Genomic DNA, 18,704 nt, shown 5'->3' with positions numbered 1-18,704 from the left:
AGATTTCCGGCATGCGCGGGAGACCCCGGGCCGGCCTTGCCGAGATCGACAGTGCCGCCGGCCTCCGCGACCGGCTTGGGAGCGGGCGCCGCCGCCGCGCCGGGCACCGCGTAGTGCGGCTTCACCACTGTCCCCCGCACCGCCTTCTTGACGGCGATCGACCGGGTCGCAGGGAGCGGCGTACCGGGAGGGGACCACAGCTGATCCGGGTCGACCGCCGCTGCGGCGAACCCCACCGGACTGACCAGCGCCGTCAGGACCGCCAGGACGCCAACCATCGCCGTACGCGAACGCATACTTCGCTGACGAAATGGCAGGAATGGATGGGACGTTCGAACTTGCACCAATAACCCCCGGGCTGATGAAGCAACAGCTGCTCGCCCGAGGAATTCGTCACATCGGGCCGCTCGGACTCTAGGGGCTGTTTTCCATACATACCTAGGATATTTATCAACACTTTATCTAGTGATTTATGTCACATTAACCAGAGAAGCTACCTAACCCCCACAAGCCGGACACAGGCCCTCCAAAGCGTTTCGGCGGCGGCAACCACGTCTGTAAGCATGCGTTTCGCTCGTGCTGCAACACCGCTCATGCGTACAACTCCGGGGGCTCCCTGACATGTCTTCACCATCTCGCTCGTTTCGTCGGCGGCCCGGTCCGCCCCGACTGGCCGCTGCCGTCGCCTTCCTCGGCCTGACGGCAGCCCTGGCCACGCCTGTTGCCGCCCACGCCGACAGCAGCCCCACCGCTGCCACGATCGCCGCACGCGACGCGGCTCACGCCACCCTGCCGCCGGCCTCCGAGGTCGACAAGGCCATCGCACAGGCCAAGTCCAGCGGCCGGAACATCCCTGTCCCCTCCCTGACCACGGAGTACTCCGAAACCGTCGCAACTCCGGCCGGCCACCTCCAGGAGAGTCGGCAGGTCGAGGCCCAGCGCGTGAAGCGAAACGGCGTCTGGGCAGGGCTCGACGCGACGCTCGCGGCCAACGCCGACGGCACCCTCTCGCCGAAGGCCGCGTCCTCCGACCTCACCCTGTCGGGTGGCGGCTCGGGCCCGCTGGCCACCATGACCGGCTCCAACGGTCAGCAGATCGCCATCGCCGCGCCGTTCGCACTGCCCAAGCCCACGACGAGCGGGAACGGCGCCCTCTACCCGAACGTAGCACCAGGCGTCGACCTCAAGGTCACCGCGACGAAGGGCGGCGGATTCTCCACCGTACTCATCGTCAAAAACGCTGCTGCAGCGGCCAATCCGGCGTTCAAGACCCTGCACTGGGCCACCACCGCCAAGGGCGTGAAGCTCAGCGCCGACAGTAAGGGCAACATCAGCGCTCTCGATGACAGGACCGGCAAGCGGGTGTTCTCCGCCCCCACGCCGATCATGTGGGATTCGAGCAACGCCGCCGAGGCACCGGCGGCGGCACCGGCCGGGGCCCCCGCCCGGACTCCGCGCTCGACGGCCAACCGGAGTGCCACCCCGCCCCCGGCACCCGACGCCGTCAGCAGCACCAGCGGCCCCGGGGCCAACGCCAAGGTCGCCGCCATGCCGACGACCGCCGACAACAACGCGGTCGACCTCGTCCCGAGTCAGGCCATCCTGACCGACCCGGGGACCAGGTACCCCGTCTACATCGACCCGAGCTGGCTCAGCGACACCCCCAGCCTGCAGAACTGGGCCTGGGTCCGTTCCGACGACGGCCCCGACACCCACCACAACGGCAACACCCCGAATATCGACACCAACCACCTGGGCGTCGGGCTGTGCGGCGACTACGGCGCGGCAGGCGACAGCTGCATCCCTCAGGTGGCCGAACGGGTCTACTACCAGTTCAACGTCCAGGCGTGGCACGGCGCCCTCATCAACAACGCCACTCTGACCATCAACGAGTACTCGACCGCCAGCTGGGACTGCGGGGGGAACGACACCGTCAGCGCATACGTCTTCAGCGGGATCGACGACAACACCTACTGGGGCAACCAGCCGGACGGCGGCACCTTCCAGTCCAGCGCGCAGGCCGGTGCCGCCGGGCAGACGGGCTGCTACGGCAACGTCCCCGTGCCGCTGAACGTCACCAACGCAATGACCAGCGCCGCAGCCCAGTCCTGGAACATCATGGACATCGGCATCCGGGGCAGCGAGAGCAACCAGAACGCCCTCAAGTACTTCAACGCCAGCCCCACCCTCGTGGTCACCTACGACCGGTACCCCAAGGTTCCGAGCGTGCCGCACACCGGCCCCGTGGAGCCCCGGCTCGTCAGTGTCAACAACACGGTCACCACGGACGAGTCCTGTGACGAACGTTCGCCGTCCGGCTACAGCTGGATCACCGGCAACAGCACCCAACTCCAGGCCACCGTCAACTCCGACGCCCAGGGCCAGCTGAACATCTGGGCGCACATCTGGGACAACGCCGTGCCGACCTCTCCGGACAAGAGCGGCTGGAGCAGCCTCGTCTCCAACGGCAGCGTGGCAAGCTACCAGCTACCCGCCAACTACCTCCAGGACGGCCACTTCTACGGCTGGGAGGCCTTCGCCAACGACGGCATCGCCTACAGCGCCAAGACCGCAGTCTGCCACTTCGCCGTGGACAACTCCCCGCCCACCGTCCACCTCCCCGGCGTCAACAAGACGTCCGACAAGGTCACGGTCGGGGGCACCTATCCCCAGCTCCCCCCGAGTGGCAACGGTCAGGTGACCGGTATCAGCGCGGGCCAGGTCGGGTACATCCCCTTCTCCGTCACCGACACCGCCCCCGGCGCCGGTCTGCTCGCCTCCGGCGTGGCGGCCATTCGCGTGAGCTACGCCCCGAACCCGGCTGCTAACTGGGGCTGGGTCGCGCCTGACTACGTGTCCGGCGCCTCCGGGAAGCCGGTCAGCATCGCGACCACCGGGATCCCGGTGAAGGCGGCCCACTGGGGCACCAACACCGTCTACGTCCAGGCCAAGGACCGCGCGGGGAACCAGACCCAGGAAATCCCGTATACCTTCTGGGTTCCGTGGGTCCCGACCCCACTCGCCTACGGCGATGTCACCGGTGACGGGCACCCCGACGTCCTCGCTCCCGACGTCAACACCGGCGACCTCCTCGACTACAACCAGGCCATCACCTTCAACGCCCCCAGCGCCGGTGGCCCTGCCCCCAGTTGCTCCGCACAGGTCAGTCTGCGGTTCGCCGCCTGCGCCGCCAACGCGCCCGGCACCGGACACACCTGGAAGGACTACCGCATCTCCCACCGGGGTTCGACCTCGCCCGAGAACCCGGTCGACGGTCTGTTCGCCCATATCGACCCGACTCCCGCAGCCCCCAGCGGTGGCGGCGGCGCGCTCTGGTACATCGACAACAACCCTGACGTCCCTGGTACCTTCTACGGCGGTTCCGCCGGTCCCACCCAGCTCTACCGCCCCGACTGTGCCGCCACAGCAGCCGCTCCGAAGCAGTGCGACGACTACGGCGACATCGACAGCTGGGCCACCATCCGGCAGATCACACCCATCGGGTCCGGCAAGTCGCAGCTCTCGCCGAGTGACAAGAGCGGAGACGCCACCGGCATCCTCGTGGTCCAGCAGGACAACCTCTGGTACTACCCGGCGGGCAGCGGCTCCACCCCGCCCAACGCCAGCGGCAATCCTGTGAAGTTCGGCGCCCCGGTCGAGCTCGCCAAAGGCGGCTGGAACGACTACGACCTGATGATCCCCGGCGACACGCTGGCAACCGGCCACCCCGCGCTCTGGGTCCGGGCCAACAAGGGCAACGGCAGTACCGTCGCATCCGGTGACATCCTCCAGTTCGCGCTCAACTTCGACGCCGGCAACACCGTCGTCACCGGTATCACCCAGTCGCCGACGACCCGCATCGGCAGCGGCATGACGCCCCAGAACTGGCCGCTCATCGGCTCCGACGGCGACCTGACCGGCGACAACGTGCCCGACCTCTGGGCCCGGGCCGCAGGCACCAACCAGATCACCACCTGGGGCGGTGTCGCCGCAGTCACCGGATTCGACTCCAACAACAAGCCCGTCCGTGGCCCGGTCACCGGCTTCACCAGGCGCACGAACCAGTGGCTGCTCAGCGGCTCGACCCCGACGGACGACGCGGGCCACGCCAGCCCGGTCAACCCCACCGGCAACGTCTCGTGGAGCACGGCCCCGGTCACCGGCACCGCCCTCCCCGGCTCCGCCCGCCTCGACGGTGGCATCCTTCCCACCGGCAACGCCGCCTTCAACACCGGCAGCACCTTCAGCGTCAGCGCCTGGGTCAAGGTCGACAACTTCAACTCGTACCAGACCTTCGTCTCCCAGTCCGGCGCCAACATGGGCGGCTTCTACCTCCAGTACAACAAGGGCCTGAACGCCTGGGCCTTCCTCACCACCGCGTCCGACAGCACCGGCGCGGCCCAGTACATCGCCCACAGCGACTCCAGCAAACTGAGCACACAGTGGACGCACCTGGTCGGCACCTACGACCCCGGCGTCGGCATCGGTAACGGCCTCCTCACCCTCTACGTCAACGGAGTCGCGGTCGGGACCGCCAACGTCCCCACCACCACTTGGAGTGCTCCCGGCTCGCTGACGATCGGCGGGGCCAGGACCACGACCGGCGCCATCAGCAACCAGACCACCGGCAACATCGCCGGTGTCGCCACCTACCCGTACACGCTCTCCAAGGAGCAGGTCAGCACGATCTTCCAGAACCAGTGACCTGACACCAGCACACCATCCGGACGGCTCGCCCCTCATGCGCAAGCAAGGGGGGCGAGCCGTCTACGTCTCACCCCGGTGGGGTCTTCGTGACCACCGTTCGCGCAGCAATACGGCCCGCATCCTGTCGACTCACCCGAGTCCCGGCCGCAGAGCCGAACGTGACGAAGGGCGTCCTCCCCACAGGGGAGAACGCCCTTCGTCACGCGAGAGTTGATCTGGTGGGCCGCCAGGGGCTCGAACCCTGAACCTACGGATTAAAAGTCCGCAAATCGGACAATCATCCTAACGGGCTGTCATGATGGCCCCTGCCGTCGCGTGCCGCTGAATCCAACGTTCGCGCAGATCAGAAGCGCTTTCAAACCTCCGTCACAGCATGGCGCCTTGGACGCGGCGACTACTGTGACGGACTATGTCGGATCGTCCGAAGGTGTCCGGTCACCCCTTGGACACCCCTAGCGGCTGACGGCTTCTCAGAACAGGGCCTCTCTCGCACCCCGTGCGCCCATCAGGGCCCTCCTCGCCGCCCACCCAAAGGCTTCCCTCTACTGGAGAGTAGCCACAACCCGGTTCCCCAAGCTGGCGAACACCCCCACCAGGCATTCCGGGCACGCGAGCTGCCACCGGGGTGTCGGTGGGGTCGTCCAGGAACCTCCCTCCGCACAGCATTCTGCCCCGCTGGGAAGCTCCAACGGGGCAGAATGGGAGTGTCAGGTTTTCGGACAGTCCCGGCAGAATGCCAGGGCTCAGAACTGCCAGCAGCGTCCTTTTTCTATGGGTATCGTCCCCTGGATGTTGGCTGGTTGAGCGTGTGTCTGTGGCCGGTGTTACGGCTGCGCCGGTGGGGTCACTCGTTGTTGTAGATGGTGGTGACCTGGTCCTTGGTGAGGGTGTAGGGGTAGACGCGGACGTCGGCGATGTGGCCGGTGGTCTGGTTGTTGACGGCTCCGCCGGTGGTCTGGACGCCGCCGATGGTCAGTGGTCCGGTGGCGGCCCAGGTGTTGGCGGTGGGGTTGGAGACGCCTGCCGAGCCTGCGAACTGACCGTTGACGTAGAGGGTGACGGTGCCGGTGGCGATGTTGTTGCTGTCGTAGCTGAGGTCGTAGGTGCCGGTCAGGTGGGTCCACTGCCCTGGAGTGACGGGCAGCGTCTTGGGGTCGCTGTGGGCGATGTACTGGGCGGCGCCGGCCTTGTCGGAGGCGGTGGTGAGGAAGGTCCAGGCGTCCAGGGTCTTGTTGTACTGGAGGTAGAAGTTGCCCATGGTGGTGCCGGCTTGGGACACGAAGGTCTGCCAGGTGTTCTTGTTGTCGAGCTTGGCCCAGGCACTGACGCTGTAGCTGGTGGTGGTGTTGAGGGCTGGTCCGGTGGCGGCGAGGATGCCGGTGCCGGTGAGGGCGGCGGAGCCTGTGACGGCTGTTCCGGCCGGTGCGTCGGGGCTCCAGGCCGTGGTTCCGCCGACGGGGGTCACCGGGTTGCCTGAGCTGTTGCCGGTGGTGTCGTTGGCTTTGGTGTTGGGGTTGAGGAGCCACTGGTTGGTCCGGTGGGTGAAGCCGGTGAGCTTGGTCTTGTTGGTGGGGTCGGTGGCGGTGCCGGCCCAGGTGGTGATCTGGCCGGTCGGCCCGGTGCCCCAGAGGTCGGGGATGTTGTCGCCGGTCAGGTCGCCGACGGCGCCGACGACGGGCCAGTTCTGCGTGGTGATGTTCGTGTCGATGGGAGTCGCGGGCTTCTGGGTGATGCCGGTCACGACGAAGCCGGTGCTGTCGAAGGTGAGGGCGTACTGAAGGATGTCGCCGGCCGTGACGCCGGTGGCGTTGTTGCGGGCCCGGACCCAGAGGGCGGGTTGGCCGGTGGAGAGCGTGTCTCCGGGGATCATGAGGTCGAAGTTGTCCCAGCCGCCCTTGGCCAGTTCGACCGGCTGACCGAAGAACGTGAGGTTGCCGCTCGAGTTGGCCGCGGCACCGTTACCGGCCGGGTAGTACCAGAGGTTGCCCTTCTCGACGGCGAGGACGCCCGTCGCGTCCCCCGGCTTGTCGGTGGGGGTCAGCTTGGCGTTGCTCGAACCGATGGGCGTGATCTGGCTGACGGTCGACCAACTGTCGACGCTGCCGTAGTCCAGGCACTCGGGATGCGGGTTGGCGGTGGTGTTGGCGCAGGTGGGCCGGAAGAGCTGGCTGGCGCTGCTGGCACCGCCGTAGAACGTGCCGGGTGTCTGGGTGCTGTTGGTCAGGTTCCAGAGGGCGTCGCCGCCGGCCGGTGCCGAGGGGGTGGGGTCGATGTGGGCGAAGAGGTCGTCCAGCTGGTTCTGTGGTGAGACCGAGCCGCGGTGGGTGAGGTGGTAGTCCTTCCAGGTGTGTCCGCTGTCGGGCGCGTTCGCGGCGGGGGCCGCCACCTGGAGGCCGGGTAGCGTGGATCCGCCGGCGGTGGGGACGCCGGTCCTGGGCGCGGTGAAGGTGATGCCCTGGCCGTAGTCGAGGAGGTCGCCCGTGTTGGGGTCGGCCGCGAGGATGTCGGGGTGGCCGTCGCCGGAAACGTCGCCATAGGCAAGGGGTGAGGGTGTCCAGGGGACGTAGAAGGAGTACGGGTACGGCTGGCTGATGTTGCCGGCGTTGTCCTCGGCCTGGATGTAGACGACGTTGGTGCCCCAGTGTTTCGGACTGACCATCAGTCCGGCGGGGGTGACCCACTTGGAGTTGTTCGGGGTCACCCATCCCACGTTGGCGGCCGGGTGCGGGTCGTAGGTCCAGCGCAGGTAGGCGAGCCCGGAGGACACGAGACCCGCGCCGGGAGCCGGGTCGTCGGCGGTGACGGGGAGGTAGCCGGTGCCGCCGACGGGGACGTTGGTGGTCTGGCCGTTCCCGGACGGCGGGAGCTGACCGGTCGTGACATCTATCGTGGGGCGGACCGTGAGGGTGGGTGCGGACAGGTCGACGCTGAAGTGGCAGACCCCGGTTTTCGGGCTGAAGAGGATGCCGTCGTTGGCGAAGGCCTCCCAGCCGTAGACGTGGCCGTTCTGGAGCGATTTGGCGGGGAGCTGGTAGCTCGCCGTACCCCCGCTGGGGACCGTGCCGCTCCAGCCGGTGGTGACCTGCTTTCCGCCGTTGGTGTTGTCCCAGATGTTCACCCACTCGTTCAGCACGTTCGGGCCGGGCGAGGTGAGGGTGGACTGCAGTTGGACGCTGTCGCTGGTGATCCACCCGTAGCTGGAGACCGGGCCGTTGCCGCAGGACTCGATGTCGGGGTTGGACAGGGTCCTGGGTGTGATCGGACCGGTGTGCAGGCCGGTGGGGACCGCAGGGTACCTGTCGTACTGGATGCTCAGGCTGGGCTGGTAGGTGAGGCGTTTGAAGGCGTAGGGGTTCGACTCGTCGTCGGCACGGAGGCCGAAGGTGACCGAGCCCCCGGCCTGTGAGGAGACCGCGCCGGTGACGTTGAACTGGAACGGCACGTTGTCGTGACAGGCAGAGCCGGTGGCGCCCGAGCCGCCCACGTTGTCGGTCCCCTGGGACTCACGCCAGGTGGGTTCGTTCGACCAGGTGGTGCCGTTGGCGACGGAGTCGGTGCGGTAGGCATCGATGCCGTAGGTGGTGTCGCACGACCAGTCGGCGGAGACGTACTCCTGCAGGTTCAGGGTGGCCGAGTTGATGACGGCTCCGCCGAGGCCGGACAGGTCGAAACGGTAGTAGGTGTGGTACGTCGACTGGGTTGAGCAGCTGCCGCCGTTCGGGTAGGAGGTTCCGCAGGTGCCGATGCCCGGGTGGTCGCTGTCGGCATCGCCCTGCCGGTTGTCGTTGTTCTCGTCAGGGTGCGCGGACTGCACCCAGTTCCAGAGGTTGACGCCGCGTGAGTCGGCGATCCAGGCCGGGTCGATGAACCAGGGCCCGGTGCCCTTGCTGAGGATGTCCTGGTCGGTGCTCAGGTTGATGCCGGTGGCGTCCGTCTGGACGGGCATGACGGCGACGCGGGCGCCGGTACCGGGGCCGTCGGCGGTGCTTTCGGCGTGCGGGCTGCTGCCGGAGTCGGCTGCGGAGGACCTCGAGAGCCGCGAGGACTTCGCAGCGGCCTTGGCCGTGCGCGGTGCCGAGCGTGCCTGCGCCTGGACCGGCGACGTGGTGGAAGGGGTGCTGTCCCACATCTGCGGCGCGGGCGCGTGCCACAGCGTCGTTCCGTCTGCCGCTGCGGCAGTGATGTTGTTGGCCGCGTCCGCCTTGACGGTGACACCGTTGGTGGTCGTACCGAAGTGAAGCTTCTTCAGGGCGGGATTCGCGGCGGCGGCAGCGGTCTTCAGGATGATGACGGTCGACAGGCCGCCGAACTTCGTGGCGGTGACCTTCAACGTGGTGTCGGGCGCCACGTCGTAGAGCAGCGAGTTACCGCTGGCCGTCGGGGCCGGCAGCGGGAACGGCGAGGTCAGTCCGAGTTGCTGGCCGTTCGGTCCGGTCAGTGTGGCGAGTTGGTCGCTGCCGCCGTTGGAGAGGGCGAGTCCGCTCGGAGCTGCGCGGGGGAGTAGGAACCGTCCGGGTTCGCCACCAGCGTCGCGTCGAGGGCGGCCCACGCGCCGTTCTTCTTGATCCGCTGCTGGTCCGGGTGCAGGGTCTGCGACACGTGCCCGTCGGTCGTCGCGTAGGTCTCGCTGTACTCGGTGGCGAGCGAGTCGATGGCGACCTTGGTGCCGGTCGACTTCGCGGTAGCGATGGCCTGCTGGACGGCGGTGGGAGGCGGAAGCTCGCCGGCGTGGGCGGCGTCCTGCGCCGCGATGGTCTCCGCGCTCGGCACGTCATCGGCGAACGCGAGCGGGGTGTTCAGGGAGGCCGCCAGGCCGAGGACAACGACGGCCGCAGCCAGACGGAGTCGTGTACGGCAGCGTCTATGACCGGATATGTACGGCCGTGCAGGCATGCGAAGATCCCCCAGAGTGCGTGCTGATGAACGGTAAGAAAGCAGAGTCCAGACGCATGCTGACAGAACAAATGGTTGGTCCGGAAAGGCATTTACCGCGACAGCGTCCGAGTTGTGGAGAATGCCTGGATTCCTACACTGCGTGACATGCATCACCAGCCAAGGATTCTTAAAAAGTCCTTTCTTTCGAGTTAAACCAGCCCTAGAATCCCAGCGACCCGTCCGGCTGTCTGTCGGACGGGTTTCTTGCGTTTCCGTCAACCCGGGGGGTTCTTGGTGCCTGATCGCGCTACCCGTCCTGTTTCACCCATACGTGCCAGAGGTGTTCGCTCCCGCGCCGCGGTGGTGGCCACCCTGGCGATCTTGACGTCCTTGCTCGGGCCCGTCGGCCTCGCAGCCGCAGCCGTCGACCCGGAGCAGTTGTGGTCTCCGCCCAATACTCCGCTGTCCCAGACCCCGTCGGTGGCCGTCGTGGCGGTGGGTCACGGGGCAGCGGTGACGCCACGCCATTCCACGCGGTCCGCCGTATCCGCACCATCACGCAAGCCGGTTGTCGCGGCGACCGGCACAGCAGATCTGTCAGCAGCGGGGCCGGAGTCACCGGCGCACGCCGGAGACCTCCCCGTTTGGCTGGCACCGGCAGCATTTGGTCCGCAAAAGTCCTCACTGGGCGGAAAGCTGACGGTCAAGCAGTCCGATTCCAAGGCGGCACAAGCCGCTGGAATCGACGGCCTGCTGCTCCAGTTCAGCCCCACCGCTGACACGAAGGGCGGTCCCGCGCAGATCGCCCTCGACCCGAAGGCGCTGGACGCCGCCACCGGCGGGACCTTTTCCCAGCGGGGCCATCTGGTGACTTTGCCGGCCTGTGCGCTGACCACGCCCCGGATTCCGGCGTGCACCGTGCAGACCCTGGTCGCCACCCACGTCGACGCGGCCACCAAACGGGTGATCGCCGACATCACCGTCCCCACCAGTGCAAGCACCGCTGCAACCGGGCGCTCGACGATGGCCTCACCGCAGGCCGTCCAAGCGGCATCCGCGCCCATGCTGCTCGGCGCGACGACCACGTCCTCCGGCGGCGGCGGCGACTACAAGGCCTCCAGCCTGAACCCGTCCTCGGGGTGGACCGCAGGTAGCTCAAGCGGCGGTCTTACCTACAGCTACGGCATCCAGGTGCCTCCCACTCTGGGCGGGAGCGTCCCCGGTGTGTCGCTGGCCTACGACTCCTCCTCGGTGGACGGGAAGACGTCGGCGACGAACGCCCAGTCGTCATGGATCGGCGATGGGTGGGACTACAACCCCGGTTTCATCGAACGGACCTACCAGACCTGCGACAAGCACGGCATCGATGGCTCCGGCGACCGGTGCTGGGCGGGCGAGAACGCCACCATGTCGTTCGGTTCGCACTCGGGCTCGTTGGTCCACGACGACGCCTCCGGTGTCTGGCGTATCAAGGGTGACGACGGCACCAAGGTCGAGTTCCTGACCGGTGCCAACAACGGTGCCAACAACGGCGAGTACGTCAAGGTCACCGACAGCGCCGGCATCATCTACTACTTCGGGGCGAACTACCTCCCCAAGGCCGACGGCACCATGCAGACCATTGGCACGGCCAGCCAGTCCGTCTCCACCGTCCCCGTCTACTCACCCACGAGCGGCGACCCCTGCTACGACGCCGGCCAGGGTGCGGCGTCCTGGTGCCAGATGGCATCGCGCTGGGCCCTGGACTACATCGTCGACCCGCACGGCAACCTCACCACCTACACCTACAACCCGGAGACCGGCTACTACGCGCGCGGCGGCGGCCAGAACAACGGCACCGGCACCACCACCGCCTACACCCGCGCCAACCTCCTCCACCAGATCGCCTACGGCCAGCGCCAGGACGAGCAGCTCAAGGCGGGCGGAACGCTCCAGCCCGCCGCCCGCATCACGTTCACAGCCGACGCCGAGCGCTGCACCACCGACACCGGCACCGACAAGAACTTCAGCTGCGCGGCCGCCCTGCGCAGCACCGACAACTCCTCGTACTGGCCCGACGTCCCTGTCGACCAGGAGTGCCCGGACCCCGCTACCACCACTACTCCCTGCGCCCACTACGGGCCGACCTTCTTCAGCACCAAGAAACTAACGTCCATCACCACGGCGGTCCGCTCCAACAACGCCTGGAACGACGTCGACTCCTACGCGCTGTCCCAGTCGTTTCCCCCGCCCGGTGACAGCACCAGCCAGCGCACCCTGTGGCTGGATTCCATCGTGCGCACCGGCAAAACAGCTACACCCAACATCCAGCTGCCGCCGGTCAGCTTCGAGTACCAGATGCTGCCCAACCGCGTCGACGGCGTCGCCACCTCCGCCAACGGCGCCACCTTCCCCGACATCAACCGGCCCCGCATCCATGTCATCCACAACGAGACCGGCGCCGTCCTCACCGCCGACTACAACCTCCCCGGCTGCTCACGCCTCAAGAACGTGATGCCCACCGCCGAGGACAACAACAACATGTCCTGCTTCCCCGTGAAGTGGACACCACCAGGCGCCATCGCCGGCTCCGACCCCATCCTTGACTGGTTCAACCACTACACCGTCGCCTCCCTCACCACCGACGACCCCACCACCATCAACGGCGGCGGATACACCCCCCAGCAGACCGCCTACACCTACACCAACCCCGGCTGGCACCGCGACGACAGCGAGTACACCGACGCCAACTCCCGTACCTGGGGCGACTTCCGCGGCTACGCCACCGTCACCACCATCACCGGAAGCGGCACCGACGGCCCCAAGGGCCGCAGCACCACCACCTACCTGCAGGGCATGAACGGCGACAAGACCACCGGTACCGACCGCACCTCCCAGTTCACCGACGCCCTCGGCGAAACCGTCACCGACGACGACTGGCTCTCCGGCCAAGCCGTCCAGACCGACACCTACGCCCAGGACGAGAGCGACTCCAGCAAGCTCAAGATCGTCGCCACCACCGTCAACCGCACCACCAACCCCGTCACCACCGCCACCCACACCATGACCGGCAGCACCACCATCCCCGTACCGGTCGTGGCCCGCTACGCCGGTACCAGCATGGTCACCACCACCCGGTCCCTCAAGACCGACACCACCTGGCGCACCACCACCAAGACCACCAGCACGGACCCGGACCACAACAACCGCCCCAGCACGGTCCTCGACCAGGCCGACGGCCTGCCCGACCTGTGCACCCGCACCGGCTACGCCACCGGACCCGATCCGCAGCGCACCGACCTCGTCGACCGCACCACCGTCGTCAGCGGCAACAACGCCTGCACGGCTACTCCCGCCCAGGCGAACACGGTCTCCGACGGTGAGATCCTGTACGACACCCTGCCCTGGGGACAGGCCGGAACGGTGGCGAACGCCACCGGATCACAGGTCCTGGACTCCTACGACGGTTCGGGCAAAGCGCACTACACACCGAAGAACAGTGCCAGCTTCGACTCCTACGGCCGACTGCTGACCGCAACGGCCCTGACCAGCACCGATGCCCAGCATCTGGGCGGGGCGACCACGAGCTCCAGCTACGCCCCGGCGGCGGCCGGTGAACTGCCCGCGACCGTCACGGTCTCGGCACCGGTTCCGGGAGCGCCCACCACCACGTGGGACACCACGACCACGTTCGACGTGCGCCGCAGCACCGCACTGACGGTCAAGGACCCCAACAGCAAGGTCACCACGGAGGCGTACGACGCCCTCGGGCGACCGGTCTCCGTCTGGCAGGCCGGGCGGACCACCAGCCAGAACCCGAACCGGACCTTCACGTACACCCTTGACAGCGGCCGGGCGCTGCCCGCGGCCGTGACCACCGCCAGCCTCAAGGTCGACCAGACCACCAGCCCGACCTACACCAACAGCGTCCAGATCATGGACGGCCTCGGCCGCGTCCGCCAGGTCCAGACGAACACGGCGGTCAAGGGCATCACCGGGCGCCTGATCTCCGACTCCTTCCGCGACTCCCAGGGACGCGTCTACAAGACCAACGCCCCCTGGTACAACGCGGACTCGGGGCCCAACGGCACCCTGGTCGTCCCCAACAGCACACCAGCGGCCGGCGACAACCAGATCCCCTCCCAGACCTTGAACACGTTCGACGGCCGGGGGCGCACCACCACGTCGAGCTTCGTCTCGCTCGGTACCACACAGTGGACCACCACCACCGCATACCCCGGTGCCGACCGCACCGACGTCACCCCGCCCAGCGGCGGATGGCCCACCACCACGGTCACCGACTCCCGCGGGCACACCGCCGAGCTGTGGCAGTACAACAAGCTGACCCCGACCGGGAACCCGGCCGACGCCACCGTCACCCGCTACACCTACACCCCCGACGGAAAGCCCAGCACCCGCACCGACGCGGCCGGGAACGCCTGGAGTTACGGTTACGACCTCCTCGGCCGGCAGAACACCGCCACCGACCCCGACACCGGCACCACCGCCCAGACCTACGACGCCGCCGGAAACCTCAACTCCGTCACCGACGCCCGCAACAAGACGCTCGTCTACACCTACGACCTGATCGGCCGTAAGACCGGCGAGTACACCGGCAGTGCCAGCTCGGCCAACCAGCAGGCGGCCTGGACCTACGACAGCGTCACCGGTGGCAAGGGCCGGCCCGCCTCCTCCACCCGTTACACGAACGGCGCGTCCGGCCCGGCGTACAGCACCACCGTCAACGGCTACGACGACGCCTACCGCCCCACCGGCGGCACGGTCAGCATCCCCGGCTCCGAGGTCGGCCAGGCCACCCCGTTCATCTACACCACCAGCGGTACCTACGACAGGGTCACCGGAAACCTCAACACCACCGCCCTCCCCGGAATCGGCGGACTCCCCGCCGAGACCGTCGGCAACTCCTACGACGCGTACGGCCTCCTGACCAAGACCGTGGGCAAGGTCACCTACGACCTGAACACGGCGTACGACGCCTTCGGCCGCCCGCAGCGCACCACGGTCAACCCCTGGGCCACCCAGGTCGTCGCCACCACCGTCTACGACCAGTCCACCGGGCAGGCTACGGCTGACTACGTCGACAAGCAGACGTCCCAGAACGGCCAGGCCCAGATCACCAACTACACCTACAACCCCGCCGGACAGCTCACCTCGATCACCGGCATCCCCGACAACACCCCCGCCGCGACAGACCGGCAGTGCTTCAGCTACGACAGCCTCGGCCGCCTCACCACCGCCTGGAGCGACACCGGCGGCATCACCAGCCCCGACCCGCTCCAGCACAAGGTCCGCTCCCTGGGCGCCTGCACCAACACCACCCCCACCAGTGGCGTCCAGGCACCGCTGAAGACCACCGTCGGCGGCGGAAGCCCCTACTGGCAGGACTACACCTACGACCTGACCGGCAACCGCCGCACCCTCGTTCAGCACAACCCCGGCGGTGACTCCACCAAGGACACCACCACCACCCAGACCTTCTCCACCACCCCCAACACTCCCACCAAAGCCGCCAACACCGGTGGCGGCACCGGCGGTCCGCACGCGCTCCTGAGCGCCAGTACCACGGTCGGCACAGGTACGCCCACCGTCAGCACCTCGCAGTTCGACGAGGCGGGCAACACCACGTCGGTCACCGACACCAGCGGCACCGTCAACCTCACCTGGGACGGCGAGGACAAGCTCGCCTCCGTCGCAAAGACCGGTCAGTCCCCGGGCACGACCTACATCTACGACGCCGACGGCAACCAGCTCATCCGCCACGACCCCGGCAAGACCACCGTCAACCTCGGCAGCGACGAACTCACCTACGACACCACCGCCAAACCCCCCACCCTCACGGGCACCCGCTACTACCCCATGCCCAACGGCATGACCGACGTCCGCGTCGGCACCGCCGGACTCGTCGTCCAACTTTCCGACCATCACGGCACCAACAGCCTCGCCGTCAACCTCACCACCCTCGCCGAAACTCGCCGCCCCACCGACCCCTTCGGCAACCCCCGCGGCACCCAGCCCGCACCCAGCGCTTGGGCAGGCGACAAGGGCTTCGTCGGCGGTACCAAGGACGACACCACCGGCCTCACCAACCTCGGCGCCCGCGAATACCAGCCCACCACCGGCCGCTTCCTCAACCCCGACCCCCTCCTCGACGCCGCCGACCCCCAGCAGTGGAACGGCTACGCCTACAGCAACAACAACCCCGTCAACGCCTCCGACCCCACCGGCCTGAAGCTCAACTGCGGCGGCGACCAGGCCGACTGCCCCACCGACAACAAAGCCGGAGGCGTCGCGCCAGGTGGCAGCGACGACAACCTTCCATCGGACGGCACGACACATGTCGACACCAATCTCGTCCTGCCGGCAGACTTCTCCAACCCGGACAAGTTCGTCGAGGATTACTGGGCAAAGCGCGCACATCACGTCGATAAGTATGACCCGGAACTGACCCCCACCGCGCAGTACTCGTTGGCCAATGACGTCTGCGCCTCGACAAAGGGAATCTGCACAAGCTCCGAATCCATCCAGATTGCTATTCTCTGGGGAACCGCAGTCGATGCGGTTGCCCTTTTGGTAGGGGGAGGCGAGCACCCTGACAGTGAAGAGCATTCCGGGGGTCGATTTGGCGAAAAGCCGATAAAAGATCCTTACTGGAAATTCATAGAACAGGACGATACTCCGGACGCGGTGAAGCGTTATGCGATAGCGCCAAGCCTGTGCGGAGGGAATAGTTTCGAAGGCAGCACCCGTGTCCTCCTGGAGGACGGATCCACCAAACAGATAGCCGATGTCAAGATCGGCGATGATGTCGAATCAGCTGACCCTGAAACTGGGAAAATGGTCGGCGGACGCCTGGTAACGGCTCTCCATCTGAACCATGACAACGACCTTGTCGACCTCACCGTCATGACATCGGACGGTCGACTCTCGCTCATCCACACGACAGCGAATCACCCCTTCTGGGACGACACCCTGAAGAGCTGGGCCCCAGCCGTTGGCCTCACCCCTGGACACGACCTCGCCACCACCGGTGGCGGAAGCGCCACGATTCATTCAGTACTGGTCGTTCCAGGCGCAGCCAACATGTACAACCTGACTATCAGCGACCTCCACACGTACTATGTACTCGCTGGCGCCACGCCGGTACTCGTTCACAATTCTGGGCCATGCCCGGAGATCTCGACACGTTACGAGAAGGCTGGCGATCTCGGTAAATACACAGAGGGGCAGAAGACTCGGGATCCAGCGTCGCAGTGGTACCACGAGTACCTGAGCGACAAGGAACTTCTGGACGGGGTCAACAAGGCCGCACCGGGAGAAGGAATTCTCGTCTCACGTGACGGCACGATTCTTGGAGGTCATCACCGCTGGGACGAAATCCAAACAAGGATCGACGACGGTCGCATCGACCCGAACACGCAAATCCGTATCGACGTCTACGGCGGGGAGTAGTGCTCTGATGCCTATGATTCATTCGACTGACCCCGACTTCCGTGTGTGTCAGATCAGTTTCGATACGCTGCTCGAGATGCAGTTGGAGGCGGAGGATCGAGGCTGGGCGACTCGGTGGACCTCCGTGGACGCACTCCGCAGTCAGGTCAAAGAAGAATTCGTCGTCCTCCAGTCGCTGATGCGCGAGGAGCGAGGAGGGGCTGTGCGGGCCTACCGATGCCTCCTGCTGTTCTCGACCGTGGGTGGCGGGGATACTGGCGGAATTGCCACCATCGATATTGATCCGGCGAGGTTTGAATCGCTGGAGCGACTCGATCGAGACCCGGATGTTCGGAAGTCGCTTGCCCGGATATTCTCCCTTGCATCGGGTGGGATTTCGATGATCTCGAAGAAGTAGCGGGCTCTGGTGCATTCCGTGGGGTAGGCATCGAATCAGCGACTCAACTTCTTCTGGCAGTCCGCTGATGGTTTCTCGCCGACGAGATGTCGCAGTTCATGACCGGATATAAAAAGTGTGCATCCGCCGCCAATCGTGGTCAATGATCTAATAGTGAGTGCGTTTAGTCAGAAGCCCTGCCGCGGTTCTTCGGCAGGGCTTCTGGTTGTCTTGACGGCAACGCTGACGGCAACGTCAAAGCGTACTCCAGGAACGGACATGTGTCGATCAAGCCCCGGGATCCGGCTGAAATGGAGGGCTGGATAGCGTCAAGGGCGACAGCCGAAACCGTAGAGCACCCATTGACCGCAGAGCTCCTGGCGGCTTTTGTGAAGTTTCTGAAGGATATCAAATGACCGAGATCGACATCACCCCGACGGTACTTTCCCATCTTGAGGGAATCCGGGCGCGCATCGCCGACGAGCTTGCCGTCCGGGAGCCGGAGCTGAAGACCCGGGCGGAGTCGCGGTCCACGGCCGGTTCTCTGCTGAGTGCCTATATCTCGATCGTCCGGATCGACGATACCGAGGACCCCGTCGACATCTCGCTGGAGTTCATTCGCTCAGGGGATGACTTCGTGGCCACGATGGACGCCTGTCGTGAATCCGGAGAGGTCCTTCTCTCTCCGCCGGACATCCCGATCGGTGCCATGGCTCTTCCGTCGGCTCTGCGGGAAGTCTTGAGCGGTTTTGACGAAATGACTCAGGATGTGACAGATATCGCCGTCTCGCAGTTGTGTTCGTGAAAACGGCTCGCTCTGCCACTCCCTTCCTTGTGCCGGCCGGCCGGCACAAGGAAGGGAGTGGGCAGTCTCCGGCCGACAGCGCTCGGGACCAGTGCCGGGTGTTTGCCCGAGTATGAACGGTTGGCCGGGGCTTGCACCGGCTCTTTGAGTAGGGTCGGGGACTGGCGCGGTAGCCTATAAGGGCTCCGTTTCCAGCCCCCGCCCGTCAAACCGTGCAGGCTCTTCTCGCGCACACGGCTTACCGACATCGTTCACCGGCTGGCATGCACTGCCACCCTGCGCACGTTCCCAGACAGGCACATTTCGATGCGTAGACCACCAGTGCCCGATTAGCCCGAATTCCAAGGCCAGCCAGACAAGAAACCCCAGGTCAGAGGACTGACCTGGGATTCATCATTGAGGTGACCCCCGCGATGTGGACACACCTGACAATGGATCTTGTTGATCCAGGAAGGTGAAGATCCGCGTGGCAAGGCCATCGAAGTACAGTCC

At 66.4% G+C, this 18,704-nt stretch carries 6 protein-coding genes; 4 read left to right on the top strand and 2 right to left on the bottom strand.

The window, feature by feature from the left end; translation table 11 throughout:
• The first annotated feature begins 621 nt into the window (after positions 1-621).
• Complete coding sequence (locus tag P3T29_RS21850; RefSeq protein WP_280718255.1) at positions 622-4,704, top strand: LamG domain-containing protein; 4,083 nt, start codon at positions 622-624, stop codon at positions 4,702-4,704.
• Between the two features lie 847 nt (positions 4,705-5,551).
• Here the strand turns inward: P3T29_RS21850 and P3T29_RS21845 are convergent.
• On the bottom strand, positions 5,552-9,256 hold the full coding sequence (locus tag P3T29_RS21845) for a LamG-like jellyroll fold domain-containing protein (protein ID WP_280718254.1): 3,705 nt from the start codon (positions 9,254-9,256) through the stop codon (positions 5,552-5,554).
• Positions 9,142-9,600: a hypothetical protein gene (locus P3T29_RS21840; RefSeq protein ID WP_280718253.1), complete on the bottom strand. Its 459-nt coding sequence runs from the start codon at positions 9,598-9,600 to the stop codon at positions 9,142-9,144. Before P3T29_RS21840 ends, P3T29_RS21845 begins: the two co-directional genes overlap by 115 nt.
• A gap of 849 nt (positions 9,601-10,449) precedes the next feature.
• On the opposite strand from P3T29_RS21840, the gene P3T29_RS21835 reads away from it, so the two are divergent.
• From P3T29_RS21835 to P3T29_RS21825, 3 genes are all read left to right on the top strand, one after another.
• Positions 10,450-17,031, top strand: coding sequence for an RHS repeat-associated core domain-containing protein (locus P3T29_RS21835; protein ID WP_280718252.1), 6,582 nt, complete (start codon positions 10,450-10,452; stop codon positions 17,029-17,031).
• Positions 17,032-17,038: 7 nt separating this feature from the next.
• Complete coding sequence (locus tag P3T29_RS21830; RefSeq protein ID WP_280718251.1) at positions 17,039-17,428, top strand: hypothetical protein; 390 nt, start codon at positions 17,039-17,041, stop codon at positions 17,426-17,428.
• 391 nt (positions 17,429-17,819) lie between these two features.
• Entirely contained in the window at positions 17,820-18,212 is a 393-nt protein-coding gene (locus P3T29_RS21825; RefSeq protein ID WP_280718250.1) for a hypothetical protein, read from the top strand.
• Positions 18,213-18,704 lie beyond the last annotated feature (492 nt).

It is taken from the genome of Kitasatospora sp. MAP5-34, from assembly GCF_029894335.1.
GTDB lineage: Bacteria > Actinomycetota > Actinomycetes > Streptomycetales > Streptomycetaceae > Kitasatospora.
This window is presented reverse-complemented; position numbering and strand designations above follow the sequence as displayed.

Excerpts from the sequence above, each read along its gene's own strand:
- P3T29_RS21850 (WP_280718255.1), top strand. The coding sequence starts at position 622 with ATGTCTTCACCATCTCGCTCGTTTCGTCGGCGGCCCGGTCCGCCCCGA.
- P3T29_RS21840 (WP_280718253.1), bottom strand. The coding sequence starts at position 9,600 with ATGCCTGCACGGCCGTACATATCCGGTCATAGACGCTGCCGTACACGA.
- P3T29_RS21830 (WP_280718251.1), top strand. The coding sequence starts at position 17,039 with ATGCCTATGATTCATTCGACTGACCCCGACTTCCGTGTGTGTCAGATC.
- P3T29_RS21825 (WP_280718250.1), top strand. The coding sequence starts at position 17,820 with ATGACCGAGATCGACATCACCCCGACGGTACTTTCCCATCTTGAGGGA.